Annotated in this window: 19 protein-coding genes; 12 read left to right on the top strand and 7 right to left on the bottom strand. The window is 66.6% G+C overall.

Annotated features, from left to right (window positions below; translation table 11 throughout):
* Both ACE3T8_RS14000 and ACE3T8_RS13995 read left to right on the top strand, forming a co-directional pair.
* Window positions 1–1,452 (top strand): ABC transporter ATP-binding protein (locus ACE3T8_RS14000; RefSeq protein WP_374609942.1); only part of this gene is annotated, 1,452 nt, incomplete at its 5' end.
* 70 nt (window positions 1,453–1,522) lie between these two features.
* Entirely contained in the window at window positions 1,523–1,798 is a 276-nt protein-coding gene (locus ACE3T8_RS13995) for a DUF2782 domain-containing protein (RefSeq protein WP_374609940.1), read from the top strand.
* A 3-nt stretch (window positions 1,799–1,801) separates the two neighbouring features.
* Here the strand turns inward: ACE3T8_RS13995 and uvrD are convergent, their stop codons facing one another.
* Together uvrD and ACE3T8_RS13985 are read right to left on the bottom strand one after the other, a co-directional pair.
* Complete coding sequence (uvrD, locus tag ACE3T8_RS13990; protein WP_374609938.1) at window positions 1,802–4,006, bottom strand: DNA helicase II; 2,205 nt, start codon at window positions 4,004–4,006, stop codon at window positions 1,802–1,804.
* 116 nt (window positions 4,007–4,122) lie between these two features.
* Complete coding sequence (locus ACE3T8_RS13985) at window positions 4,123–4,749, bottom strand: TIGR00645 family protein (RefSeq protein ID WP_374609936.1); 627 nt, start codon at window positions 4,747–4,749, stop codon at window positions 4,123–4,125.
* Between the two features lie 212 nt (window positions 4,750–4,961).
* Between ACE3T8_RS13985 and ACE3T8_RS13980 the strand changes: the two genes are divergently transcribed.
* Window positions 4,962–6,425, top strand: coding sequence for an MFS transporter (locus ACE3T8_RS13980; protein WP_374609934.1), 1,464 nt, complete (start codon window positions 4,962–4,964; stop codon window positions 6,423–6,425).
* Between the two features lie 31 nt (window positions 6,426–6,456).
* Window positions 6,457–7,659, top strand: a complete 1,203-nt coding sequence (locus ACE3T8_RS13975) for a cation:proton antiporter (RefSeq protein WP_374609931.1) — start codon at window positions 6,457–6,459, stop codon at window positions 7,657–7,659.
* Window positions 7,660–7,825: 166 nt separating this feature from the next.
* Here ACE3T8_RS13975 and ACE3T8_RS13970 read toward each other — a convergent pair whose 3' ends face one another.
* The 4 genes from ACE3T8_RS13970 to ACE3T8_RS13955 form a co-directional block, all read right to left on the bottom strand.
* A complete protein-coding gene (locus ACE3T8_RS13970; RefSeq protein ID WP_374609930.1) occupies window positions 7,826–8,953 on the bottom strand; it encodes a glycoside hydrolase family 5 protein in 1,128 nt (375 codons plus the stop codon).
* A gap of 81 nt (window positions 8,954–9,034) precedes the next feature.
* On the bottom strand, window positions 9,035–10,546 hold the full coding sequence (locus ACE3T8_RS13965; protein ID WP_374609929.1) for a tryptophan halogenase family protein: 1,512 nt from the start codon (window positions 10,544–10,546) through the stop codon (window positions 9,035–9,037).
* On the bottom strand, window positions 10,543–10,821 hold the full coding sequence (locus ACE3T8_RS13960; protein ID WP_374609927.1) for a hypothetical protein: 279 nt from the start codon (window positions 10,819–10,821) through the stop codon (window positions 10,543–10,545). Before ACE3T8_RS13960 ends, ACE3T8_RS13965 begins: the two co-directional genes overlap by 4 nt.
* Window positions 10,822–10,919: 98 nt before the next feature.
* The gene (locus ACE3T8_RS13955) at window positions 10,920–11,993 is read right to left on the bottom strand and encodes a LacI family DNA-binding transcriptional regulator (RefSeq protein ID WP_374609926.1); all 1,074 of its coding nucleotides are present in this window, start codon (window positions 11,991–11,993) and stop codon (window positions 10,920–10,922) included.
* Window positions 11,994–12,183: 190 nt separating this feature from the next.
* Here ACE3T8_RS13955 and ACE3T8_RS13950 point away from each other — a divergent pair, with 190 nt between their 5' ends.
* From ACE3T8_RS13950 to ACE3T8_RS13940, 3 genes are all read left to right on the top strand, one after another.
* Window positions 12,184–14,754 carry a glycoside hydrolase family 3 N-terminal domain-containing protein gene (locus ACE3T8_RS13950; protein ID WP_374609924.1) on the top strand — a complete coding sequence of 857 codons (2,571 nt, stop codon included), beginning with the start codon at window positions 12,184–12,186 and terminating at the stop codon, window positions 14,752–14,754.
* Between the two features lies 1 nt (window position 14,755).
* Complete coding sequence (locus ACE3T8_RS13945; RefSeq protein ID WP_374609922.1) at window positions 14,756–15,793, top strand: family 16 glycosylhydrolase; 1,038 nt, start codon at window positions 14,756–14,758, stop codon at window positions 15,791–15,793.
* Window positions 15,794–15,867: 74 nt separating this feature from the next.
* Window positions 15,868–16,587 carry a glutathione binding-like protein gene (locus ACE3T8_RS13940; protein WP_374609920.1) on the top strand — a complete coding sequence of 240 codons (720 nt, stop codon included), beginning with the start codon at window positions 15,868–15,870 and terminating at the stop codon, window positions 16,585–16,587.
* Window positions 16,588–16,660: 73 nt separating this feature from the next.
* Here the strand turns inward: ACE3T8_RS13940 and ACE3T8_RS13935 are convergent, their stop codons facing one another.
* Entirely contained in the window at window positions 16,661–18,991 is a 2,331-nt protein-coding gene (locus ACE3T8_RS13935; RefSeq protein ID WP_374609918.1) for a DPP IV N-terminal domain-containing protein, read from the bottom strand.
* Window positions 18,992–19,099: 108 nt separating this feature from the next.
* Between ACE3T8_RS13935 and ACE3T8_RS13930 the strand changes: the two genes are divergently transcribed.
* The 5 genes from ACE3T8_RS13930 (at window position 19,100) to ACE3T8_RS13910 (ending at window position 23,384) form a co-directional block, all read left to right on the top strand.
* Entirely contained in the window at window positions 19,100–19,927 is an 828-nt protein-coding gene (locus tag ACE3T8_RS13930) for a glycosyltransferase family 2 protein (protein ID WP_374609916.1), read from the top strand.
* A 39-nt stretch (window positions 19,928–19,966) separates the two neighbouring features.
* The gene (locus ACE3T8_RS13925) at window positions 19,967–20,968 is read left to right on the top strand and encodes a pteridine-dependent deoxygenase (RefSeq protein WP_374609914.1); all 1,002 of its coding nucleotides are present in this window, start codon (window positions 19,967–19,969) and stop codon (window positions 20,966–20,968) included.
* Window positions 20,969–21,016: 48 nt separating this feature from the next.
* The gene (locus tag ACE3T8_RS13920) at window positions 21,017–21,265 is read left to right on the top strand and encodes a hypothetical protein (protein ID WP_374609912.1); all 249 of its coding nucleotides are present in this window, start codon (window positions 21,017–21,019) and stop codon (window positions 21,263–21,265) included.
* 174 nt (window positions 21,266–21,439) lie between these two features.
* Entirely contained in the window at window positions 21,440–21,754 is a 315-nt protein-coding gene (locus tag ACE3T8_RS13915; RefSeq protein ID WP_374609910.1) for a hypothetical protein, read from the top strand.
* Complete coding sequence (locus tag ACE3T8_RS13910; RefSeq protein WP_374609908.1) at window positions 21,747–23,384, top strand: PA domain-containing protein; 1,638 nt, start codon at window positions 21,747–21,749, stop codon at window positions 23,382–23,384. The genes ACE3T8_RS13915 and ACE3T8_RS13910 overlap by 8 nt, the downstream gene beginning before the upstream one ends.
* Window positions 23,385–23,563: the final 179 nt, after the last annotated feature.

The raw sequence follows: 23,563 nt of genomic DNA, 5'->3' as shown, positions 1-23,563 counted from the left end.
TTCCAGGACGAGTTCGCCGGGCGCATCGCCACCAAGCTGATGCAGACCTCGCTGGCGGTGCGCGAGACCGTGGTCAAGCTGCTCGACATCGGCAACTACGTGCTGGTGTATTTCGGCGGCACGCTCATCGTCGCCGCCAGTGCGGATTGGCGGCTGATGCTGCCATTCGCCGGCTGGCTGGGCTGCTATGCATTGCTGATGCGCTGGTTCGTGCCGCAGATGGGCAAGGTCTCGCAGCAACAGGCCGACGCGCGCTCCGACATGACCGGGCGCATCGTCGACAGCTACACCAACATCGCCACGGTCAAGCTGTTCTCGCACTCGCAGCGCGAGCAGGCCTACGCGCGCGACGCGATGGGCGGTTTCCTGCAGACCGTGTACCGGCAGATGCGCCTGGCGACCAATGTCTACAGCCTGTTGTACGCGCTGAACATGGCACTGCTGTTCGCGGTGGCCGCGCTGGGCTTGTGGCTGTGGCTGCACGGACACGTCAGCGTGGGTGCGGTGGCCGTCGCGTCCGCGCTGGCATTGCGCCTGTTGGGGATGTCGCACTGGATCATGTGGGAGCTGTCGGCGCTATTCGAGAACATCGGCACGGTGCATGACGGGATCAGCTCGATCTCGCTGCCGCCGACGGTGGACGATGCGCCGGGCGCTCCGGCCTTGCCGCGCGTTGCCGGCGAGATCCGCTTCGAGGATGTGGCCTTCCACTACGGCAAGGGCAGCGGCGTCATCGAACACCTGGGACTGCATATCCGCGCCGGCGAGAAGATCGGCGTGGTCGGTCGCTCCGGCGCCGGCAAGTCAACGCTGGTGAACCTGCTGCTGCGCTTCCACGACGTGGAGGCCGGGCGGATCACCGTGGATGGCGTCGACGTGGCCAGCGTGCAGCAGGATTCGCTGCGCGCGCAGATCGGCGTGGTCACCCAGGACACTTCGCTGCTGCATCGGAGCGTGCGCGAGAACATCCTCTACGGTCGGCCGGATGCGACCGAAGATGAAATGATCGAGGCGGCGCGACAGGCGAATGCCGACGGCTTCATCGCCGAACTGGTCGATGCCAAGGGGCGTCGCGGATTCGATGCGCAGGTCGGCGAGCGCGGCGTCAAGCTGTCCGGAGGCCAGCGCCAGCGCATCGCCATCGCCCGCGTGCTGCTGAAGAACGCGCCGATCCTGGTGCTGGACGAGGCGACCTCGGCACTGGATTCCGAAGTCGAGGCGGTGATCCAGGAAAACCTGTACCGGCTGATGCAGGGCAAGACCGTGATCGCGATCGCGCATCGGTTGTCGACCATCGCCGCGATGGACCGGCTGGTGGTGATGGATGCGGGTCGCATCGTCGAGGAAGGCAGCCACGAGCAGCTGTTGGCGCGCGGTGGCCTGTACGCGCAGCTATGGCAACGGCAGTCCGGCGGTTTCCTTTCCCTCGAACCGGCCGCGGACGAGGCCTGATGCCTCGCGTTTCACGGCGCGCCGCAGCCGCCATCGCGCATACTTCGACCACCCCACGCAGGAGCCCGACATGCGCAAGACCTTGCTGATCCTGTTCGCACTCGCGCTGTCCGCCTGCAGCACGGTGCCGCCGGAAGAGATGCTGGCGAATGCCGAGCCTGTCACCCGCAAGGAAGCCAACGGCGACACGATCACCGAGTACCGCGTCGCCGGTGCGCTGAAGATGGTCAAGGTGGTGCCGTTCCGCGGGCCGACGTACTACATCCACGACCGCGATGGCGACGGCAAGCTCGACTGGAACAAGGGCGAGGCGCCGATGACCTACTACAAGCTCTACAGCTGGTAGCGCTTACGCCGGCTGCAGGTTGGCGTAGGCCAGCACCAGCCACTTGCTGCCGGCATCGTCGAAGTTGACCTGGATGCGCGCATGCGCGCCGCTGCCTTCGACGTCGGTGACGAAGCCGGTGCCGAAGGTCGGATGGCGCACGTTTGACCCGAGGCGCACCGCCGGCGCCTCGATCGCGGCATGGCCACGGTCGCGCGGGGCGAAGCGGCCGGCCTGCCCGTAACCACCACGGGGCGCGAACGCCGGTGCCTGCGGCTTCGGGCGGATCTCGCGCAGCAGCGGCTTGGGGATCTCGCGCAGGAAGCGCGACGGCAGGCCATACATGTCGCTGCCGTGGATGCGCCGGGTCTCGGCATGGCTCAACACCAGTTGCTGGCGCGCGCGGGTGATGCCGACGTAGGCCAGCCGGCGTTCCTCGGCCATGCGTCCTGCCTCCTCGGCCGATTTCGCATTGGGGAACAGGCCTTCTTCCAGCCCGGCCAGGAATACCAGCGGGAATTCCAGGCCCTTCGCGCTGTGCAGGGTCATCAACTGCACGCCGTCGGCACCGGCCTCGCTCTGCCCTTCGCCCGCTTCCAGCGCGGCGTAGCTCAGGAAGGCGACGAGTTCGGTCAGGCCCGCGGCTTCGTCGTCGTCGCGACGGGTGAAGCGCGACGCCACCGAGACCAGCTCGTCCAGGTTCTCGATGCGCGATTCCGAATCCAGCCCGCCACGCCCTTCCTTCGCCCAGTGTTCGCGCAGGCCGGAACGCGCCAGCACGTGGTCGATCTTCTCGGGCAACGGCATGTCGACGGTTTCCATCGCCAGCAGGTCGATGAGCTGGCCGAACCCGGCCAGTGCATTGCGCGCGCGGCCGGCCAAGGTCGATGTCTCGCAGAGCCGGCGCGATGCCCGCCACAACGATTCCCGCTGCGCGCGTGCGGTCCGCCGCACCTCATCCAGCGTGCGTTCGCCGATGCCGCGCGTGGGCGTGTTCACCGCGCGCTCGAATGCCGCGTCGTCGTCGCGGTTGGCGACCAGCCGCAGGTAGGCCAGCGCGTCCTTGATCTCGGCGCGCTCGAAGAAGCGCATCCCGCCATACACGCGATACGGCACCTGTGCCGCCAGCAAGGCTTCTTCGAAGGCACGCGACTGCGCATTGCTGCGGTAGAGGATCGCGGCCTCGCCGTGGGCACCGCCGTCGCGCACCCATTGCGAGATGCGTTCGACCACGTAGCGCGCCTCGTCGATCTCGTTCCACGCGGCGTAGAGGTCGATCGGGTCGCCCTCGCCGGCATCGGTCCACAACTGCTTGCCGAGGCGATCCTGGTTGTGCGCGATCACCGCATTCGCGGCATTGAGGATATTGGCGCTGGAGCGGTAGTTCTGTTCGAGCTTCAGCGTGGCCGCGCCGGGAAAATCACGCAGGAACCTCTGCACGTTCTCGACCTTCGCCCCGCGCCAGCCGTAGATCGCCTGGTCGTCGTCGCCGACCACGAAGACCTGGCCGGTGTCGCCGGCGAGCAGGCGCACGAAGCCGTACTGGATCGCGTTGGTGTCCTGGAATTCGTCGACCAGCAGCTGGCCGAAGCGATGCCGGTAATGCGCGAGCAATGCCGGCGTGTCGCGCAGGACTTCATGCGCGCGCAGCAACAGTTCGGCGAAATCGACCAGACCCGCGCGTTCGCAACGCGCCTGGTATTCCGTGTAGGCACTGAGCATCGCCGAGGCCCATTCGTCGCCTTCCGGCTGGATGTGCTGCGGCCGGCGGCCTTCGTCCTTCTGCGCGTTGATCCACCATGCGATCTGCCGCGGCGGGAAGCGCGCCTCGTCCAGTTCGAGCGCCTGCACCACGCGTTTTACCAGGCGCTGCTGGTCGTCGCTGTCCAGCACCTGGAAGCTTTCCGGCAGCTTCGCGTCCTGCCAGTGCAGGCGCAACAAGCGATGGGCGATGCCGTGGAAGGTGCCGACCCACATGCCGCGCGGCTCGCCACCCAGCTGCGCGGCGATGCGCGCGCGCATCTCGCCGGCCGCCTTGTTGGTGAAGGTGACCGCGAGGATGCCGTGCATCGGCACGCCGAACACCTCGTGCAGCCAGGCGATGCGATGGGTGAGCACGCGGGTCTTGCCGGAACCGGCGCCGGCGAGGACAAGATAGTGGCCCGGCGCAGCGGACACGGCCTCGCGCTGGGCCGGGTTCAGCCCGTCGAGCAGGTGGGAAACATCCATGCCGACATTCTACCGGCGCAGCGGCGGGCGACGCCGATTCGCAAATGGCCGTTGCGGCTATTCGCTACGCGTCGAACTGCCGCTGCGCGAACAACACGCCCCGGCTGCTCGCCCGATCAATGCGCGTGCGATTCGCGCTTGCTGCTGCCGGTCATCACCTTGTCGGTCCAGGCGATGCCCAGCGCAGAGAGGATGAAGATGGTGTGGATGACGGTCTGCCACATCACGCCGGTGGCGGTGACCTTGCTGCAGGTGGCACCGACATAGTTGGCGGCCAGCGCGTCCTTCGCCGCTGCGAACGCGGCCGAGGTGCCGCACAACGGCACGCCATCCAGGGTGCCGGCCTCGATGAAGGTCTTCAGCAGGTGGATCGAGGAGATGCCGATGATCGCCATCGCCAGCTTGACCTTGAGCACGCTGGCGTTGACGTGGCTCAGCCATTCCGGCTGGTCCGGATGGCGGTCCAGGCGCATGCGCGAGACGAAGGTCTCATAGCCGCCGACGATCACCATCATCAGCAGGTTGCTGATCATCACCACGTCGATCAGGCCCAGCACCAGCAGCATCACCTGCTGCTCGTTCAGGGTGGTGATGTCCGTCACCAGGTGCGACAGTTCCTTCAGGAACAGGAACACGTACACGCCCTGCGCGACGATCAGGCCCAGGTACAGCGGCAGCTGCAGCCAGCGCGAGGAGAAGATCAATGCGGGCAGCGGATTGAGGCGGGCATTGGGCTCGGACATCGTCATGGCATCGCGCGTCGGGATGCTGCATTGCAGCGATTGTCGGGCGTCACGTCAACCTTTCATTGCCGCTCGGATCCCATCACGGACATTGATTTGACAGCGTTGTCAGCCGGACGGTAAAAGCCATGCTCGCCTGTGCATCGGCGATAGTGCGCGCGGGGGCGACGCAGCCACCACGCGGCAACGACAACCACTCACGGCGGAATCCCATGGCCCACCAGCAAACGCGTTGGTCGCAGTTCGGCGTCCTCATCACGGTGTTCTTCTTCTGGGGCTTCGTGGCGGCCAGCAACGACATCCTGATCCCGGTGTTCAAGAAGGCCTTCGACCTGTCGCAGGCGCAGAGCCAGCTGGTGTCGCTGGCGTTCTACGTGGCTTACACGGTGGGCTCGCTGATCTATTTCATGACGTCCAAGCTGATCGGCGCGGACGTGCTCAACCGGATCGGCTACAAGAACGGCATCTGCCTGGGCCTGCTGATCTCGGCGATGGGCTCGTTGCTGTTCTACCCGGCGGCGAACAGCGGTTCCTACGGCCTGATGCTGTCGGGCCTGTTCATCGTCGGCCTGGGCTTCTCGCTGCAGCAGATCGCGGCCAACCCGCTGGCGATCGTGATGGGCAACCCGGCCACCGGCGCGCAGCGCCTGACCATGGCCGGCGGCGTCAACAACTTCGGCACCACCATCGGACCGCTGCTGGTGAGCTTCGCGATCTTCGGAAGCGTTGCCGCCGGCGGCACCGAGGCCAGCATCGAGAGCGTCAAGATCCCCTACCTGGTGCTGGGTGCCGCGTTCGTGCTGGTCGCGGTGTTCCTGAAGTTCTCCTCGGTGCCCAACCAGGTCGACCTCGACGGCCTGGCCGCCGACGAAGCCTCGGATGCCAGCAAGCTGGCCCACAAGCCATCCGCGTTCGGCTACCCGCAACTGGTGCTGGGCATGATCGCGATCTTCGTCTACGTCGGCGTGGAAGTCTCGACGATCAGCAACATGCCGGCCTACCTGGAACTGCCGGTCTCCGAGGGCGGGCTGGGCATCGAGACCGCGCTGATCGCGCCGTTCGTGTCGCTGTACTGGGCCAGCCTGATGATCGGCCGCTGGGCCGGCGCGGCCGGCGCGTTCGACGTCGCCAAGCGCACCAAGTGGATGCTGACGATCCTGCTGCCCTACCTCGCGTTCGGGGTGTTCCTGGCGGTCAACGCGTTCGCCAACCACGAGATCTCGCACTTCTTCATGTATGGCTTCGTCATCGTGTTGATGATCGCGGCGACCTTCGCCAGCCGCGGCAACCCGGCGCGGATGCTGCTCTACTTCGCGATCTGCGGCATCGCCGCCTTGGTGATCGGCATGTTGACCACCGGCATGACCAGCGTGGTCGCCTTCATCAGCGTCGGCCTGTTCTGCAGCACGATGTGGCCGTGCATCTTCACCCTGGCGATCACCGGCCTGGGCAGGAACACCAACCAGGGCAGCAGCCTGCTGATCATGATGATCATGGGCGGCGGCATCGTCAGCTGGCTGCAGGGCGTGATCGCCGACATGCACGGCATCCATTACAGCTTCGTGGTCGGCGTGCTGTGCTTCGCTTACCTGGCCTTCTACGCCATCGCCGCAAAGCGCGCGTTGCAGAAGCAGGGCATCGACCTGGACGCGCTGACCGCGCAGGGCGGCCACTGATAACGCGCCGCGCGCGCCACCGGAGATCTGAATGACCCATGCCATCACGACCACCGAGCTGTTCCTGGTCGCGATGGTGGTCATCTTCGCGGTGCCCTACCTGGTCTGGCGGCTGTGCCGCACCGACTACTGGGCGCCGCTGGTGGTGGTGCAGATCATCGCCGGGATCCTGCTCGGTCCCGGGGTGCTGGGCAAGGCGTTGCCTGAGTTGCACGCGACCGTGTTCAACCGCGACGTGATCCTCGCGCTTAACGGCGTTGCCTGGTGGGCGGTCATGCTGTTCGTGATGATCGCGGGAATCGAACTCGACGTGCGCAAGGCGTGGGCAAGCCGTCGCGACACCGGCGTCACCGCCGGGCTTGCATTGGGCCTGCCTCTGTTGGCGGGCGCAGCGGTGGCCGCGGTGATGCTCGGCTTCACCGGCTGGATCGGCGACCAGGGCCGACCCTGGCAGTTCGTGGCCGGGATCGGCATGGCCTGCGCGGTCACCGCGCTGCCGATCCTGATCCTGCTGATGGAAAAACTGGACATCCTGCGCAGCCCGCTGGGGCAACGCATCCTGCGCTACGCCAGCCTCGACGACATCGCGATCTGGGGCGTGCTGGCGATCATCCTGATGGACTGGCAACGGATCGGGCGGCAAGCCGCCTTCCTGGCCCTGTTCGCGCTCGCCTGCGTCGGCTTCCGCGCACTGATGCGCCGCATCCCGGAACGCGACCGCTGGTACGTGATGCTGGTCTGGCTGGCGATCTGCGCATTCGGTGCCGACTGGTCCGGCCTGCACTTCATGGTCGGCGCCTTCCTGGCCGGGGTGGTGATGGATGCCGAATGGTTCGACCAGGCCGACATGGACCGCCTGCGCCACAACGTGCTGCTGGTGATCATGCCGGTGTTCTTCCTAAGCACCGGCCTGCGCACGTCATGGGATGTCGGCGGCAGCGCGGTGTTCATCGCCGCCGCCGGCCTGCTGGTGGCGTCGGTCGCCGGAAAGCTCGCGGCCGTGCGGCTAGCAGGCTGGCTGCTCAAGTGGCCGCCGGGCGATGCGTCGGTGATCGGCTGGCTGCTGCAGACCAAGGCGCTGATCATGATCATCTTCGCCAACGTGCTGCTGGACAAGGCGATCATCACCAACGCGACATTCACCGCGCTGCTGTTGATGGCGGTGGCCAGCACCATGCTGACCATCCCGATGGTGACGCCGAAGCTGCGCACGCTGCACGCCGCGCGCGACTGACATCAGGCCGGCGGCACCGGCGCGCAATTGCGGATGAAGGCCATGTGCGGCGGCAGCTGGCGCACGGTGGTGTCGAGCTGGGCGCGGCGGCCGGGCGTATCGCAGCAGGCTCGACAACGATGCGGAAGCTTGCAGCGCCGACCCATATCCTCGGAGTCATCCCAGGTCAGTGATCAGCAGGTTCTCTATTTGCCTTGGCTTGCATCACTTGCCTGAAGAATGCCCCTTGCTCGGAGGGCGTGAAATCCCAATCGTTGATCATGGTGGGCGCCCACCGGGGATCGAATACCCATGCGGTCCATGAGACACCGCGACTTTCCATGAACTCCACTATATGCGGGCCATAGCTGCCGTCGTTCATGACTGGAACATGCGCGCCATAGCCACCGGGCTGCACCCAGCCGAGTTCGGTGCAGATCATCGGGTAGGTCTTGCTGGCAAAGCCCCATTTTTCTTCCCATAGCGCAAAGAAGTTGTCCTTGCTGACCGGCTCGGGCTGCGCCTTTTGCGGGTAGGGATGACAGGTGTAGGCAATGCCTGGGCGGTCGATGGGTGACATCTTTATTGGCGTCAAATCGTAGGCCCAATTGAAGCCAGCGACCAACGGAATGACCTGCGCATCCATCGCGTAGATCACATCGATCATCTGCTCATTCAGCGCTTTCCACTCGGCCCATTGGGTGTCGCCCCAGGGCTCCTGCAGCGTGGTCGGTTCGTTGAAAAGTTCATAGGCAGCCGTGGTGGGGATGCCCTGATAGCGGTAGGCGATCTCGTGCCAGAAGCGCACGGTTTCCTGACGGTCGGTCACGTACAGCGGATGCTGATAGGTGCCGCTGGCGAGATAGCCGATGGAGTGCCAGTCGATGATCAGGTAGATGTCGAGTTCATTGGCCCAGATCACCGCCTGGTCGATCAGCGCCAGGTAGTCAGCTTGACCGCGCTCGCGCCAGGTGTGGGGGTGAATGGGCACGCGAATGGTATTGGCGCCCCATCGCTTTACTTCCTCGAACAGGCGCCGGTTCCACTGGTTTTCCTTGCTCAGCTTGTCCGGGTCGGCAATGCTCACGCCGCGAAAAACGAAGGTCTTTCCGTTTTCATCGACAAAAGAGTTTCCTTCGACGCGGATGGTGTCCTGTTCGCGCTTGAGTTGACCGGCATCGAAGCGGCCGATTTTCTCGTAGGTCTTGCGGTCAGACGCGACCGGATCTTCCGCTTGCGCCTGCGCAGGTGCTGCGGCGAGTGTCAGCACGAGTGCAAAGAGCACGAGCCCACTGGAAGCCAAATGTCTGGGCATGGGGAAAACGTCTCTGCCGGATGAAAATTCGTAGGGGACGATGGACGCCTGCAACGCTTACGCAAACGTGCGTTGCAGTGGCTAATGGTTTGTTGCCGCCTGGCAATGCTGGCGAATGAAGGCCTCGTGGGTGGGCATCGCTGCTGCGGCGCGGCGGATGACTTGGCGGGTCTGGTCGAGATACTGGAACAGCGGCTCAATCGGATAACCGTCGACCAGCGGGTGGTAGGCATCCGGGACGATGCGCTGGCCGAGCATCACCGCCAGCCAGCTGGTCTCGGAGAACAGCTCGTCGTGTTCCCGGTAAAGCCGCCCGTTGGCGCGGAACAACGCGATCTTCTCGGCGAGGCTGTCAGGGATGGACATCGCATTGCAGTAGCGCCAGAACGGCGAGTCTTCGCGCTCAGTTGCCTTGTAGTGGAGGATCACGAAGTCGCGGATGCGCTCGATCTCATTGATCGATTGCTGGTTGTACTTGTCGATGTCGACCTGCGCGAAATCCCGCCCGGGAAACATGCCGATCAACTTGGCGATGCCGGACTGGATCAGGTGGATGCTGGTCGATTCCAGGGGCTCGAGGAAGCCGCTGGAGAGGCCAATCGCCACCACGTTGCGCTCCCAGAAGCGCTCGCGACGACCGGGCGTGAAGCGCAGCCGGTTCAGCGGCCCGAGCGTCGCACCATCCAGGTTGGCAAGCAGCGTCGTCTCGGCCTCGGCTTCCTCGATGAAGCCACTGCTGTAGACGTAGCCGTTGCCATTGCGGTGTTGCAGCGGAATTCGCCATTGCCAGCCGGCTGTACGAGCGGTCGCGCAGGTGAAGGGCTCGGGTGGGCCCGGCCGCTGGCAAGGAACGGCCAAAGCGCGGTCACACGGCAACCAGTGGCTCCAGGAACGGTAGGCAACCCCCATGGCCTCGCCGATCAGCAATCCACGAAAGCCGGAGCAGTCGATGAACAACTCGCCCTCGACGCGCCTGCCATTGTCGAGTTCCACCGATTCGACGAAGCCGCTCTCCGCATGCTGATGCACGTGGGTGATACGGCCCTCGATGCGCTGCACCCGGCGTGCCTCGGCATAGCGGCGCAAGAAGCGGGCGTAAAGGCTGGCGTCGAACTGGAAAGCGTAGGCGATCTGCGCCAGCGGCGAGTTGGGGATATCCAGCGGTCGGGTGAATCGACCCTGCGGCGCGGCCATGCAGGCGAGGGAGAACTCGTCGATGCGCTCAAGGCGACCGAGTCCGCGCAGCTTGAGGAAATAGTGATGGAAGGGTATTGCTTCGATCGGCACGCCGAACACGCCAAACGGATGCAGATAACTATCGCCGACCCGTGCCCAGTCATCGAAGCGGATGCCGAGCTTGAAGGTCGCCTGCGTACTGCGAACGAAATCGTCCTCGTCGATGCCGAGCAGGCGGTTGAAGGTGAGAATCTGCGGAATGGTTGCCTCGCCTACGCCGACCGTGCCGATCTGCTCGGATTCGACCAACGTGATGCTGCAGTCCGACTGACCCAGCACCTTGGACAGCGCGGCCGCGGTCATCCAGCCCGCGGTGCCGCCCCCCACGATGACGATGCTGCGCAGGGCGTGGCTCATTGGCTGGCACCTTTTGGCTGACGCAGGTGGGCGAGGGCCTGCTCGTGGGTCGGCAAGCCGGCCACGGCGCGGGCGAGGACGTCGCGCACCTGGTCCATGCGCCGCGCAAGATCCGCAGGTGGAATCGCCGGAAGCAGCCAATCCGCCGCCTCGGGCAGCACCCCCAGCGCTTCGAGCAGCATCATCCAGCGCTGCCCGGGAAGTGGCTCATGTTCGTGAAAGCTGAGCCGACCGCTGGCCCGGTACAGGTCCATGCGATAGCGCAGATCCGCCATCGCGCCTTCGTCGACGCGTATTGAAGTGGCCCAACCCGGCGTTCGCGCAGCAAGCGGCAGGCTCTGCGCATCGGCGAGCCGTAGGGCCTCGGCGTGCCTCAATCCGCCGCTGGAGCATGCCCGGTCGAGCGCCGCAATTGCAGCGCATAGGCCACGTCGACGATGCCGCCGCTACCCAGTTCGCGCACCTCCTTGAGCAGCTCGCTGGCGGCGAGGCGACCCATCTCGCGGGTGGGCTGGCGCACCGTGGTCAGCGCCGGATAGATCTGGTGCGCGATGGGCGTGTCGTCGAAGCCGCAGACCGAAATATCACCGGGCACCGACAGGCCACGCTCGCAGATCGCGCAGATCGCACCGGCGGCCATGTCGTCGTTGGCGGCGAAGATCGCGGTCGGCCGATCCTCCAGGTCGAGCAGGGCGTTGGTCGCGGCGTAGCCGGACTCGTATGAAAATTCGCCATCCACGACCAACTTCGCGTCATAGCGCAAGCCGGCCCGGCGCAACCCCTCGCGGTAGCCGGCGAGCCGCCAGCCGCTGGCACCGTGCGCGGCATGGCCACGGACGTGGCCGATGCGTCGATGGCCGAGCGACGCGAGGTGGGCCATCATCGCGCACACCGCGCCGTGCTCGTCCACGACCACGCCCACATGCCGGTTCTGCTCCTTCGCCGAGATGCTGGCGTACGGGATCCCGAGCTCTTCCAGGCGGCGCAGCAGGGCCACGTCGTCGGTGATCGGCGGGGTCAGGATCACCCCGTCCAGTTGCGCCTGCACCACCAGCGCCTCGACCTTGCCGATGATGTCGTCGGCGTTGTAGACCAGCGGCGCCAGCATCAGGTTGTAGTGCTGCGCCTGGCAGGCATCCAGCACGCCCAGCTCGATTTCCATCAGGTAGTTGCTCGACGGGTTGTCGAACAGCATCGCCACCAGGTACGAGCGCCGCCCGGCCAGCACGCGCGCCGACGGCAACGGCCGATAACGCAGCTTTTCGACCGCGGCCTCGACCAGGGTGCGGGTGCGCGGGGACACGTTGGGCTCGTTGTTGAGCACGCGCGACACCGTCTTCATCGAGACGCCGGCCGCCTCGGCCACGTCCTCGATGCGCACGCGCCCGGCCTTCGCCCGCGCCTGCTCGCTCGCGGCTTCGTCCACCGCTGGTTTCGTGTCGCCCATTGCCTGTTCCCCGCACCGGCTCGCCGGCCGCAACGAAAGTGTCGAGTCTTGCCACGCGGCGCAGCCTTGCCGCTTTGCAGCAAGCGTTCGCCGGTCGTACCCGCTATTGTGCGCCCGTGCTGACAACGCTGTCATTGCGCTGCGCACCAATTCAACATCCTAACGCCCCGCCGTCCCAGGAACCGCCGACATGCCGTCGCATCACGCCCTCCCCCGCATCACCCGCCATGCGTTCCGCCGCAGCCTGCTCGCCGTGGCCTTGCTGACCGCGACCGCCGCCTTCGCCGCGGACGAGCGCGCCGCCGCGCCTGCGACCGCGACCATCGATCCCGCGCACTGGCCGCAACCGGCGTGGCCGCTGCCGGCCGACGCCGCGCTGGAACGGAAGATCGACGCATTGATGGCGACGATGACGCTGGAGGAAAAAGTCGGGCAGACCGTGCAGGGCGACATCGACTCGATCACGCCCGACGACCTGCGCAAGTACCGGCTTGGCTCGATCCTGGCCGGCGGCGGCTCCGATCCGGGCAACCAGTACAACGCCGCGCCCAAGGCCTGGCTCGACCTTGCCGATGCGTTCTGGGAGGAGTCGATGGACACCTCGCGCGGCGGCAAGGCGATCCCGGTGATCTGGGGCATCGACGCCGTGCACGGGCAGAGCAACATCGTCGGCGCGACCCTGTTCCCGCACAACATCGGCCTGGGCGCGACCCGCAACCCCGACCTGATCCGCGAGATCGGCCGCATCACCGCGGTGGAGACCCGCACCACCGGCATGGAATGGACGTTCGCGCCGACCGTGGCGGTGCCGCAGGACGACCGCTGGGGCCGCACCTACGAAGGCTATTCGGAAAATGCCGGTGTGGTCGCGTTGCTGGCGCCGGCGATGGTGGAGGGCCTGCAGGGCAAGGCAGGCGCGACTGACTTCCTCGACGACCACCACGTGATGACCACGGTCAAGCATTTCCTGGGCGATGGCGGCACCACCAATGGCAAGGACCAGGGCAATACCGAGGTCAGCGAAGCCATGTTGCGCGACGTGCATGCAGCGGGTTACGTGCCGTCGATCGCCGCCGGCGCGCAGTCGGTGATGGCCTCGTACAACAGCTTCCACGGCGAGAAGATGCACGGCCACAAGGGCCTGCTCACCGGCGTACTCAAGGAGCGGATGAATTTCGGCGGCTTCATCGTCGGCGACTGGAACGGTCACGGCCAGGTCAAGGGCTGCACCAACACCGATTGCGCGCAAACCTACAACGCCGGGCTGGATATGCCGATGGCGCCGGACAGCTGGAAGGGCCTGTACGAGTCCACGCTGGCGCACGTGAAGTCCGGCGCGATCCCGATGGCGCGCCTCGACGATGCGGTGCGCCGGATCCTGCGCACCAAGTTCCGCATGGGACTGTTCGAGAAGCCTCGCCCCTCGCAACGTGCGCTGGGCGGCAAGTTCGATCTGTTGGGCGCACCGGCGCATCGCGCGGTCGCCCGCCAGGCGGTGCGCGAATCGCTGGTACTGCTCAAGAACCAGGGCGGCCTGCTGCCGTTGTCGCCGAACGCGAAGATCCTGCTCGCGGGCGACGGCGCCGACAACCTGACCAAGCAGACCGGCGGCTGGACGCTGACCTGGCAAGGCGATGGCACCAAGCGCGCCGACTTCCCGAACGCGGATTCGATTTCGGATGGTTTCCGCCAGCAGGTGACTGCCGCCGGCGGCAAGGTCGAACTCGCGGCGAACGGCAAGTACGCGACCAAGCCCGACGTCGCCGTCGTCGTGTTCGGCGAGGATCCGTACGCCGAGTTCCAGGGCGACCTGCCCAACCTGATGTTCAAGGCCGGCAAGTCCGGCGACCTCGAACTGATCAAGAAACTGAAGGCCGACGGCATCCCGGTGGTCGCGGTGTTCCTCAGCGGTCGCCCGCTGTGGATGAACCGCGAACTCAACGCCGCCGACGCCTTCGTCGCCGCGTGGCTGCCGGGCTCGGAAGGCGCGGGCATCGCCGACGTGCTGCTGCGCGGCAAGGACGGCAAGGTCCAGCACGACTTCCACGGCAAGCTCAGCTATTCGTGGCCGAAGCGCGCCGACCAGAACGACAACAACTTTGGCCAGAAGAATTACGACCCGTTGTTCCCGTTCGGCTTCGGCCTGACCTACACGGACAAGGGCGGATTCACGGCGCTGAGCGAGGATCCCGGCATCGACCCGGATGCCGCGCGCACCAACCTGTGGTTCGACAACGGCGTGGCCACCACCGGCTCCACGCTGCGGCTGGTCGGCGCCGACGGCAAGGCGATGGACATCGTGCATCCGCATGCGACCACCACCGACGGCTCGTTGGCGATGACCGCGATCAACACCAACATCCAGGAAGGCGCGCGCCAGTTCGCGTTCAAGGGCGATGGCGTGGTCGAGGTGCGCTCGAACACGCCGGTCGACCTGGTCCGCGAGACCAACGGCGACGTGTTCGTGGTCGCCACCGTGCGCGTCGATGCGCTGCCGGCCGGCGCCACTGCGGCGATCGGGTCCGGCTGCGGCACCGGCTGCAAGGGCGAGGTGCCGATCGGCAACGCGCTGGCCACGTTGCCGAAGGGCGAGTGGACGCGGCTGGGTGTGCAGCTCAAGTGCCTGCGCGTGGCCGGCGCCGATACCGGCAAGCTGGACATGCCGTTCTTCCTGCGCGGCAGCAACGGCCTGCAGCTGGCGTTGTCGAAGGTGGTGGCGAGCACCGACTTCGACCACAAGGTCGACTGCCCGATCCGCTGACATGCACGCCTTCGCCCTGTTTTCGATGCTGCTGCTCGGCGACGACCCCGTCACCGCTGCCGACGCGCCCGCGCCATGGCAACTCGCCTGGCAGGACGAGTTCGACGGCGACGCGATCGACCGCACGAAGTGGGAGCTGGAGGAAAACTGCTGGGGTGGCGGCAATGCCGAACAGCAGTGCTACACCCGCCGCCGCGGCAAGTTCGCCAACGCTTTCGTCGCCGACGGCCTGCTGTACATCGTCGCCAAGCGCGAGGCGTTCACCGCCAGCAACCAGCCGGACGGGGGCGGACGCCTGAAGGCCACGTTGCCCTACACCTCGGCGCGCCTGCGCACGAAGCACCGGCAGGAATGGACCTTCGGCCGCTTCGAGGTACGCGCACGCCTGCCGCACGGGCAAGGCGCGTGGCCGGCGATCTGGATGCTGCCCACCGATTCGCCTTATGGCACGTGGGCAGGCTCCGGCGAGATCGACATCATGGAAGCGGTGAACCTCGGCACGCCCACCGACGAACCCGGCGCGCCGCCGGGCACGAAGGAAACCCGCGTGCACGGCACTCTGCATTACGGCCGCACGCCGCCGGGCAACGTGCATACCGGCACCTGGCATCGGCTGCCGAACGGAGCGAGCCCTTCCGACGGCTTCCACGTGTACGCACTGGAGTGGGAGGAAGGCGAGATCCGCTGGTACGTGGACGGCATGCACTACGCCACGCAGCGCGCGGATGGCTGGTGGTCGCAACTGCGCAAGGGCGGCGACTGGGTCGATGCGCCCGCGGGCGCGCCGTTCGACCGTGCCTCGAAATACCACCTGCTGCTGAACCTCGCGGTCGGCGGCAACTGGGCCGGCAAGGTCAATGCCACCGGCATCGACGAGGCCGCGTTCCCGCAGGGCATGCTGGTCGATTACGTCCGCGTCTACCGCTGCAGCGCCGGCCAAGCCGATGGTCGCGGCTGCGCGACCATTGGTGCGAACGCGAAACTGGTGCAACCCGAACAAACCCAGCGGCGACCGGCGAACGAGGCACCCGCGCGCTGACGCGCAACACTGCGTTGCCGGCACCTGCACCACGACGGGACTAGAGTGACGCTCCCCACGCACGGAGCGCCGCGATGATCGACCTGCATTACTGGCCCACGCCTAACGGACACAAGGTCAGCCTGTTCCTGGAAGAGGCCGGGCTGGACTACACGATCAAGCCGGTCGATATCGGCAAGGGCGCGCAGTTCCACGCCGATTTCCTTAAGATTTCGCCGAACAACAAGATGCCGGCGATCGTCGACCACGCGCCCGCCGATGGCGGCGACGCCATCACGGTATTCGAGTCCGGCGCGATCCTGGTCTACCTCGCCAACAAGATCGGCCGCTTCCTGGGCATTCCCGATGGCGCGGATGCCGGCACCGCGCTGCGCCAGCGCACCCTGGTCAACGAATGGCTGTTCTGGCAGATGGGCGGACTGGGGCCGATGACCGGGCAGTACGGTCACTTCCACGTCTACGCACCCGAAGACATCGCGTATGCGAAAGACCGCTACCGCAAGGAAGCCGAGCGCCTCCTGGGCGTGCTCGACACGCAACTGCAAGGTCGTGACTTCATCGCCGGCAGCGAGTACAGCATCGCCGACATGGCCAGCTATCCGTGGATCAGCCCGTACGACAAGGCGCCGCTGGACCTGTCGCCGTTCGCCAACGTGCAGCGCTGGCAGGCCGCGATCCGCGCACGCCCGGCCACCAAGCGCGCCTATGCGCTGACGAAGCAGGTCAGCCCGGACGCGGGCAAGCCGATGAGCGACGAGCAGAAGAAAATCCTGTTCGGGCAGGGCGCGCGGTGAGCGAAAAGGGGACGGAGGGAATCAAGCGCGCTTGATTCCCTCCGTCCCCTTTTCGGATCGCGATACCGCTGGATTACATCTTCGGCTTCAGCTCGAATTCCTTCGGCGGGGTGGCGCCCAGCAGGTGCTGGACGAAGTAGTCCCAGCGGCGGCGCATGACGTAGTAGCTGTCGCGGCCGAAGCCGTGGCGGGCATGCGGCAGCAGCAGCAGGTCGAAATCCTTGTTCGCCTTCATCAGCGCGTCCACCACCAGCAGGGTGGATTGCGGCGGCACGTTGTCGTCCATCATCCCGTGCAGCAGGAACAGCTTGCCTTGCAGGTTCTTGGCGTAGGCGGCGTTGTCCTGGCCGGTGTAATTGGTGGTGCCGTCGGCCTTGGTTTCCAGCAGGCCGTGGTAGCGCTCGCCCCAATCGTCCTCGTACGCCAGGTTGTCGTGGTTGCCGGATTCGGCGATGCCGACCTTGTACACCTCGGGGTAGCGGAACAGCGCCGTCGCGGTGGCATTGCCGCCGCCGGAATGGCCCCACATGCCGGCGCGGGTCGCGTCGATCCACGGATGCTTTGCCGCCAGTTGCTTCAGCGCGGCAACCTGGTCCGGCAAGGTGTTGTCAGCCATATCGCCGTACCACGCGTCCTGGAAGGACTTGCTGCGCATCGGCGTGCCCATGCCGTCCACCGCGATCACGATGAAGCCGAGTTCCGCCAGCGCCTGATGGTCGCCATGCGCGGCGCTGAAGCTGCGCGAGCGCACCGAACCGACCTGCGGGCCGGGATAGATGTAGGTGACGATCGGGTACTTCTTCGATGCATTGAAGTTGGACGGCTTGAACATCTGCCCGTACAGGTCAGTCTTGCCGTCGCGCGCCTTGACCGTGAACGATTCCGGCGCGACCCAGCCGGCCGCCTTCAAGCGCGACAGGTCGGTGCGGGCGAGTTCGGCGACCTGCTTGCCCTCGGCATCGCGGACCACGGCGACCGGCGCAGTGTCGATGGTCGAAACCACGTCGACGAAACGCTTGCCGTCCTCGGACAGCGTGATCGCGTGGTTGGCGTTCTCGGGCGTCAGCAACTGCACGTCGCCGCCATCCAGGCCGACCTTGTAGAAGTGCACGAAGTACGGGTCGCGCCCGGCTTCGCGGCCCACGCCCTCGAACCAAAGCGTGCGCGAGGCGGTATCGACATGCGCAACCTTGGCGACGTTCCAGTCGCCGCGGGTGAGCTGGCGCTTCTGCTTGCCGGTGGCCAGGTCATGCAGGTAGAGATGGCCCCAGTCGGATTTCTGGCTGAACCAGAGGAACTCGTTGCTCTCCGGCAGGTAGCGCCAGCTGACCGAGTCCAGCGCCGGTGCGCTCTGGTATTGGGTCTTCACGGTTTCGGTATGGACGTCGCGGACCTTGCCGGTGGCGGCATCGGCCACGCGCAGGATCGCGGACTTGTGGCCGCGATCGGTGCTGACGAAGGCCAGGGTCTTGCCGTCCCGTGCCCACTGCACGTCTTCCCAGCCTTCGCTGCAGGCGATGTCGTCGCTGCAGGTGGAGCGGTGTTGGTCGGGCGGCAATTGCAGGCGGATCGTCTTCGGCGTGGCCGCGGACAGGTCGATGATGACCCGCTCGATCATGGTCACGTCCTTGTCGCCCACGAACGGGTACTTCCACTGCTCGACCTTCGGCTGGCCGGCATTCGTCGCGACCAGGGTCATGGTGCTGGTCTTGCGTTGGTCCTGCTGGAAGGTGGCGATCTTCCGGCCATCCGGCGACCACACCAGGATCGCCTCGTCGGTGTGCTTCCAGCCGGCGTTGTCGGTGGCATAGCCGTAGTCGGGCTTGCCGTCGAAGGTGAGCTGGGTTTCCTTGCCGCTGGCGACATCGCGCAGCCACAGGTTCCAGTCGCGGATGAAGGCCTCGCGGCTGCCGTCGGGCGAGGCCGCACCGGGCTCCGGCCCCGTGGCCGCCTTCGCCAGGGCACTGCACCCCGCGGCATCGCAGCGGAACTCGCCCTGCATGCCGGCCAGGCGCAGGCTGCCGTCGGCATTGCGGGTGACCCGCAGTGGCGGCAGCTTGCCGGCCTCGACCGGACGGCCCTTGCCACCGGCGGCCAGGTTCATCGCATCGGCCAGCGCCTGCGCATTGAATGCCGCCGCGGTCTTGCCGGTCGCCGGGTCGAAGCGCAGCACGCGCTCCACGCCATTGCTGCGTTCGCGATAGACCAGGCTGCCGTCGTCCAGCCAGCCGATGCCGCTGGTCGCGTGGTCCACCAGCGGGCCGGTGCGGTCCCCGAGCATGCTGGCGGCGCGTTCGTAGTCGGCCACGCTGACCTGCGGCGCCTGAGCCATCGCATTGCCCATGCCCACGCCGGTCACCAGCATCGCCCCCAGCCACGCCTGTTTCGCATCGATCCGCCCCATCTGTCCCGTCCCGTTCCCGGCCGTTGCCTGAACGCCGATGCTAGCGCGCTACGCCAAGCGCGGCCCGTGACGAATGGCATGGCAGGGCCGCTGGCATACTCGCGCCCGATGAACGACCAGCCCCAGCCGCTGACCCCCGAGCGGATCGCCGTGGTCGTGCCGGCCCTCAACGAAGCCCTGCGCATCCGCGACGTGGTGCAGGGCGCGCTGCGGCACTGCCCGAACGTGATCGTGGTCGATGACGGTTCCGACGACGGCACCGCGGACGCGATCGCGGACCTGCCGATGACCCTGTTGCGCCACCCCAGCCGCATGGGCAAGGGCGCCGGTCTGCGGACGGGCTTCGCCGAGGCACTGCGGCGCGGTTTCGAGGCGGTGATCACGATGGACGGCGACGGCCAGCACAGCGCCGACGACATCCCGCGTTTGCTGGCCGCGGCCAATCGCCGGCGCGGCTGGATCGTGATCGGCGCGCGCCTGCGCAAGCGCGCCAACCAGCCGCTGTACCGGCGCCTGGCCAACGAATTCGGCGACTGGGGCATCGCGTGGGGCACTGGCTACAAGGTGGCGGACAGCCAGAGCGGGCAACGCCTGTATCCGGCCGAGGTCTGCGCGCTGGCCTGCGCCGGCATTCCCGGCGAGGATTTCGTGTTCGAGGCGCAGGTGGTGATGTCGGCCGCACAGGAGCTCGGCACACGCTGTGTGTCGGTGCCGATCGAAGCCCGCTACAACGCGGTCCACGCCGCGCCGGACTTTCGCCCCAGCCACTTCCGCCCGTTGCGCGACCTGTGGCGGATCACCAGCCACATCGTCCTGCAATGCCTGCGTCGTGGCGGCCTGTGGCAGGTCCACCGGCGCGTGCGCGCCAACCCGCCGGTGATCGACGATCCCGCCGGCGAGTTCGCCGCCGACCTGCCGATGGCGCAACCGCGCTGACCCGGCGCCAGCGACCCGCGCGCTATCATCCGCGCCCCGATGCCGTCACTTCCCGATCCCCTGCAGCAACCTGCCGCCACGCTTGCCGTGGACTACCGGCACGATCCGCTGGATGCCGTGCTGGCCGATCCGCGAGTGCTGGCGGTGTTCGGCTTCGGTGACCAGGCCCCCGCCATCCACGCCGATCCGCGCTACCTGCGGGTGGACCTGCCCGTGCATGGCAACGCGCCGTTCGAATGCTGGCGGGTGGAACACGCTGTCCACCATGGCCGCCGCGACGGCATCGCCTGGAGCGAGGATGGCCACCTGCAGTTCGGTGCGCTCGAGGTGCCCGATGCCGGCGACGGCGACATCGAACAGGCCGCCGAGCAGGCCTACGCGCGCCTGCAGGCGTGGCTGGCCGCCGGCGACTACCCGCATCCGCTGCGGATCTGGAATTACCTCGACGCGATCACCGCCGGCGACGGCGACGAGGAACGCTACCGGCGTTTCTGCGTCGGCCGCGCACGCGGCATCGGCCGCGCGTTGGGGCCGGCGGAATTGCCAGCGGCGACCGCGATCGGACATCCACGCGCCACTGGCCGGCTGCAGTTGTACTGGCTGGCGGCGAAGACGCCCGGCAATCCGCTGGAAAACCCGCGGCAGGTGCAGGCCTGGCGCTACCCCCGCCAGTACGGCCCGCAGGCACCCGGCTTCGCCCGCGCCATGCTGCCCGCCTCCGCCGCGATGCCCCTGCTGGTCTCCGGCACCGCGGCGGTGGTCGGCCATGCCTCGCAGCACGGCGACTCCCTGCAGGCGCAGTTCGAGGAAGTGCTGGCCAACCTGGGCAGCCTGGTCGAGCGCGCGCGCGCATTGCGGCCCGGCGTGCCGGATCGTCCGGGCAACGGCACCCGCCTGAAGGTCTACGTACGCGATGCCGACGCCCTGCCGGCGGTCGATGCACTGTTGCGGCAACGCCTGCCGGGTGTACCGGCACTGCTGCTGCACGGCCACGTCTGCCGGCGCGAGCTGGCGGTCGAGATCGACGGCGTGCATGCTTGAGCCATCCGCCCGCGCAGGGCAACGCGGCACGACCGGAGACGCAGAGCAATGGGACTGATCAGCATCCTGTGGGGCATCGTGGCGATGATCTGGATGGTGCTGGCACTGATCCCGCTGGTCGGCATCACCAACTGGCTGCTGATCCCGTTCGCGGCGATCGGCGCGATCCTCGCCGCGATCGGCATCGCGGTGAGTTCTGCCGGCAAGCGCGGACGCGCCAAGACCGGGCTGGTGCTCAACTGCGTGGTGATCGTGGTCGCCACCTGGCGCTTGGGGCTGGGCGGAGGACTGATCTGAGGCCCCACAGCTGAATATCTGGCTGAACCGGCGACATGAACGCGGGTTGACCGTTGAGGCGGCCACCGGTTTGACGTAACGTCCACGAGTCCGGCGGTCGCGGCAGTCCGTCGGGGGGGTTCGGGCGAATACGCGTCACGGACGAATGCGCTGCCGTGCACATGGGGGTTTTTAATGTCCAGCACCATCAAAACAACTAGCGCGCTGGCGGCATTCGCCGTCGTCGCGCTGATGGCAGATCCGGCGATTGCCGGCAAGCCGCTCAACGTCGTCCAGAAGAAAGCCCTGGCGGATGCCAAGGTGCAGCAGGTGCAGGCCGCTGCAGCCAGTCCGGTGGTGGTGGGCGCGGATGGTTCGCCGGCCGCGGTGGTTCCCGAAGAACTGCACAACTTCATCCACGTGCAGAAGGATGCCAATGGCAATCTGCGGATCCTCGAAACCGACGGTTCGACTGCACCGCCCGAAGCCGTGGAGGTGACCAATGAGTAAGGTCCGCAACGCGCTCGCCGTCGCCGTGTTGACGGTGCTCGGCGCCGCTTCCTCCGCACAGGCCGCCGACATCATCCTCGTCAACCTGGATGGCGCAGCCGAAGGCTACAACGACACCACGGTGGTCGCACCGGTTGGCGGCAACCCGGGCACGACGCGTGGCCAGCAGCGCCAGTTCGTGGCGGCGTATGCCGCGCAGCTCTGGGGCAGCATCCTGCAGAGCCAGCAACCGATCTACATCGCGGCGCAGTTCAATCCGCTCGGCCCCAGTGTCCTTGGATCCGCGGGCTCTCAGACGGTGCATGCCAACTTCACCAACGCTCCGGTCACCAACGTCTGGTACAACGCCGCGCTCGCCGATGCGATTTCCGGCATCGACCTGGCGCCGACCAGCTTTGACATCGGCTCACAGTACAGCTCCGATTTCCCGTTCTATTACGGACTGGACGACAACACGCCGGCCGGCCAGATCAATTTCCTCGACGTGGTGATGCACGAATTCGGCCACGGCCTGGGCTTCCAGAACTTCGAGAATGAAGCTGCCGGCACGTTCCTGTCCGGTCGCCCGGATATCTACTCGGTGTTCACCTACGACAACACGACCGGTAAGTACTGGACGCAAATGACCGTCGCCGAGCGTCAGGCATCCGCGCTCAACTACGGCAACGTCGTGTTCACCGGGCCGAACGCGAAGGCCGGCGCCGCCCTGATCCTGGATGACCGCAAGGACTTCCGCGTGCTTTCCCCGGCTCCGGTGGCCGGCAACTACGCCTTCGGCAGCGTCAACTTCGGCCCGCTGATCTCGACCACCAACTTCAACGGTAGCGTGGTGCTGGGCACCGACAGCGTCGGCACGGCTGGCGACGGCTGCGAGCCGATCACCAGCAGCGTCGCCGGCAAGATCGCACTGATCGACCGCGGCAGTTGCGCGATCGCGGTCAAGACCAAGAACGCGCAGAACGCCGGTGCCATCGGCGTCATCATCGCCAACAATGCAGCGCAGAACCCGCCGCCGAACTTCTCCGGCGTCGACGCGACCATCACCATCCCCACGGTCGTCGTGACCCAGGCGGCAGGCACGTCGTTCAAGGCCAACCTGCCGGTCACGGTGTCCTACGTGGTCGATACGACCAAGCTGCAGGGTGCCGATGACCAGGGCCGTCCGCGCCTGTTCATGCCGAACCCGGTGCAGGGTGGTTCGTCCGGCTCGCACTACGACACCGCGGCAGCGCCAAACCTGCTGATGGAACCGGCGATCAACGACTCCCTGTACAGCGCGGCCAACCTGGACATCACGCCGCACCTGCTCGCGGATATCGGCTGGCAGATCAACGCGGTGGGCGTCTTCCCGGTGGCCCCGGGCAACGCGAAGGTCGGCAGCCCGAGCGTGCCGGATTGCGATACCGGCGTTCCGATTGCCAGCCAAAGCGGGATGTTCACGGGTGGCTCCATCCAGGCCAGTAATGAGGTTTGCCTGCTGAGCGCGCAAACGCGCAGCGGCTACTACAGCTGCATGGACGCCGCGCGCGACCGCTTGGTCTCCTCCGGTCTGCTCACCACCCTCCAGGGCGGCAAGATGATGACCTGCGCCAAGCGCGTGCAGAGCCACCAGATCTTCCCGATCTTCTGATCGGATCCACCGCGTAGCACTCGACCGGCGCCTTCGGGCGCCGGTTTTTTTTTGGTTCATCACGGAAGTCCGGGGAGCGCCCACAAAAAAAGGAACGGCGGATTCGGGTGAAGATGTTTGTGCGACCAAACGTCTAAACCGAAGCCACCGTTGCCATGTCAGATAGTAAAGCTTGCCTA

This window comes from Thermomonas sp. (assembly GCF_041919455.1).
In the GTDB taxonomy this organism is placed as follows: domain Bacteria; phylum Pseudomonadota; class Gammaproteobacteria; order Xanthomonadales; family Xanthomonadaceae; genus Thermomonas.
Note: the sequence above shows the minus strand (reverse complement) of the source record. Positions and strands in the feature narration are given on the sequence as shown.

What these genes read in the sequence shown, in the direction of transcription:
- ACE3T8_RS13995 (WP_374609940.1), top strand. Translation starts at nt 1,523, where the DNA reads ATGCGCAAGACCTTGCTGATCCTGTTCGCACTCGCGCTGTCCGCCTGC.
- uvrD (WP_374609938.1), bottom strand. Translation starts at nt 4,006, where the DNA reads ATGGATGTTTCCCACCTGCTCGACGGGCTGAACCCGGCCCAGCGCGAG.
- ACE3T8_RS13985 (WP_374609936.1), bottom strand. Translation starts at nt 4,749, where the DNA reads ATGTCCGAGCCCAATGCCCGCCTCAATCCGCTGCCCGCATTGATCTTC.
- ACE3T8_RS13980 (WP_374609934.1), top strand. Translation starts at nt 4,962, where the DNA reads ATGGCCCACCAGCAAACGCGTTGGTCGCAGTTCGGCGTCCTCATCACG.
- ACE3T8_RS13975 (WP_374609931.1), top strand. Translation starts at nt 6,457, where the DNA reads ATGACCCATGCCATCACGACCACCGAGCTGTTCCTGGTCGCGATGGTG.
- ACE3T8_RS13970 (WP_374609930.1), bottom strand. Translation starts at nt 8,953, where the DNA reads ATGCCCAGACATTTGGCTTCCAGTGGGCTCGTGCTCTTTGCACTCGTG.
- ACE3T8_RS13965 (WP_374609929.1), bottom strand. Translation starts at nt 10,546, where the DNA reads ATGAGCCACGCCCTGCGCAGCATCGTCATCGTGGGGGGCGGCACCGCG.
- ACE3T8_RS13960 (WP_374609927.1), bottom strand. Translation starts at nt 10,821, where the DNA reads ATGGCGGATCTGCGCTATCGCATGGACCTGTACCGGGCCAGCGGTCGG.
- ACE3T8_RS13955 (WP_374609926.1), bottom strand. Translation starts at nt 11,993, where the DNA reads ATGGGCGACACGAAACCAGCGGTGGACGAAGCCGCGAGCGAGCAGGCG.
- ACE3T8_RS13950 (WP_374609924.1), top strand. Translation starts at nt 12,184, where the DNA reads ATGCCGTCGCATCACGCCCTCCCCCGCATCACCCGCCATGCGTTCCGC.
- ACE3T8_RS13945 (WP_374609922.1), top strand. Translation starts at nt 14,756, where the DNA reads ATGCACGCCTTCGCCCTGTTTTCGATGCTGCTGCTCGGCGACGACCCC.
- ACE3T8_RS13940 (WP_374609920.1), top strand. Translation starts at nt 15,868, where the DNA reads ATGATCGACCTGCATTACTGGCCCACGCCTAACGGACACAAGGTCAGC.
- ACE3T8_RS13935 (WP_374609918.1), bottom strand. Translation starts at nt 18,991, where the DNA reads ATGGGGCGGATCGATGCGAAACAGGCGTGGCTGGGGGCGATGCTGGTG.
- ACE3T8_RS13930 (WP_374609916.1), top strand. Translation starts at nt 19,100, where the DNA reads ATGAACGACCAGCCCCAGCCGCTGACCCCCGAGCGGATCGCCGTGGTC.
- ACE3T8_RS13925 (WP_374609914.1), top strand. Translation starts at nt 19,967, where the DNA reads ATGCCGTCACTTCCCGATCCCCTGCAGCAACCTGCCGCCACGCTTGCC.
- ACE3T8_RS13920 (WP_374609912.1), top strand. Translation starts at nt 21,017, where the DNA reads ATGGGACTGATCAGCATCCTGTGGGGCATCGTGGCGATGATCTGGATG.
- ACE3T8_RS13915 (WP_374609910.1), top strand. Translation starts at nt 21,440, where the DNA reads ATGTCCAGCACCATCAAAACAACTAGCGCGCTGGCGGCATTCGCCGTC.
- ACE3T8_RS13910 (WP_374609908.1), top strand. Translation starts at nt 21,747, where the DNA reads ATGAGTAAGGTCCGCAACGCGCTCGCCGTCGCCGTGTTGACGGTGCTC.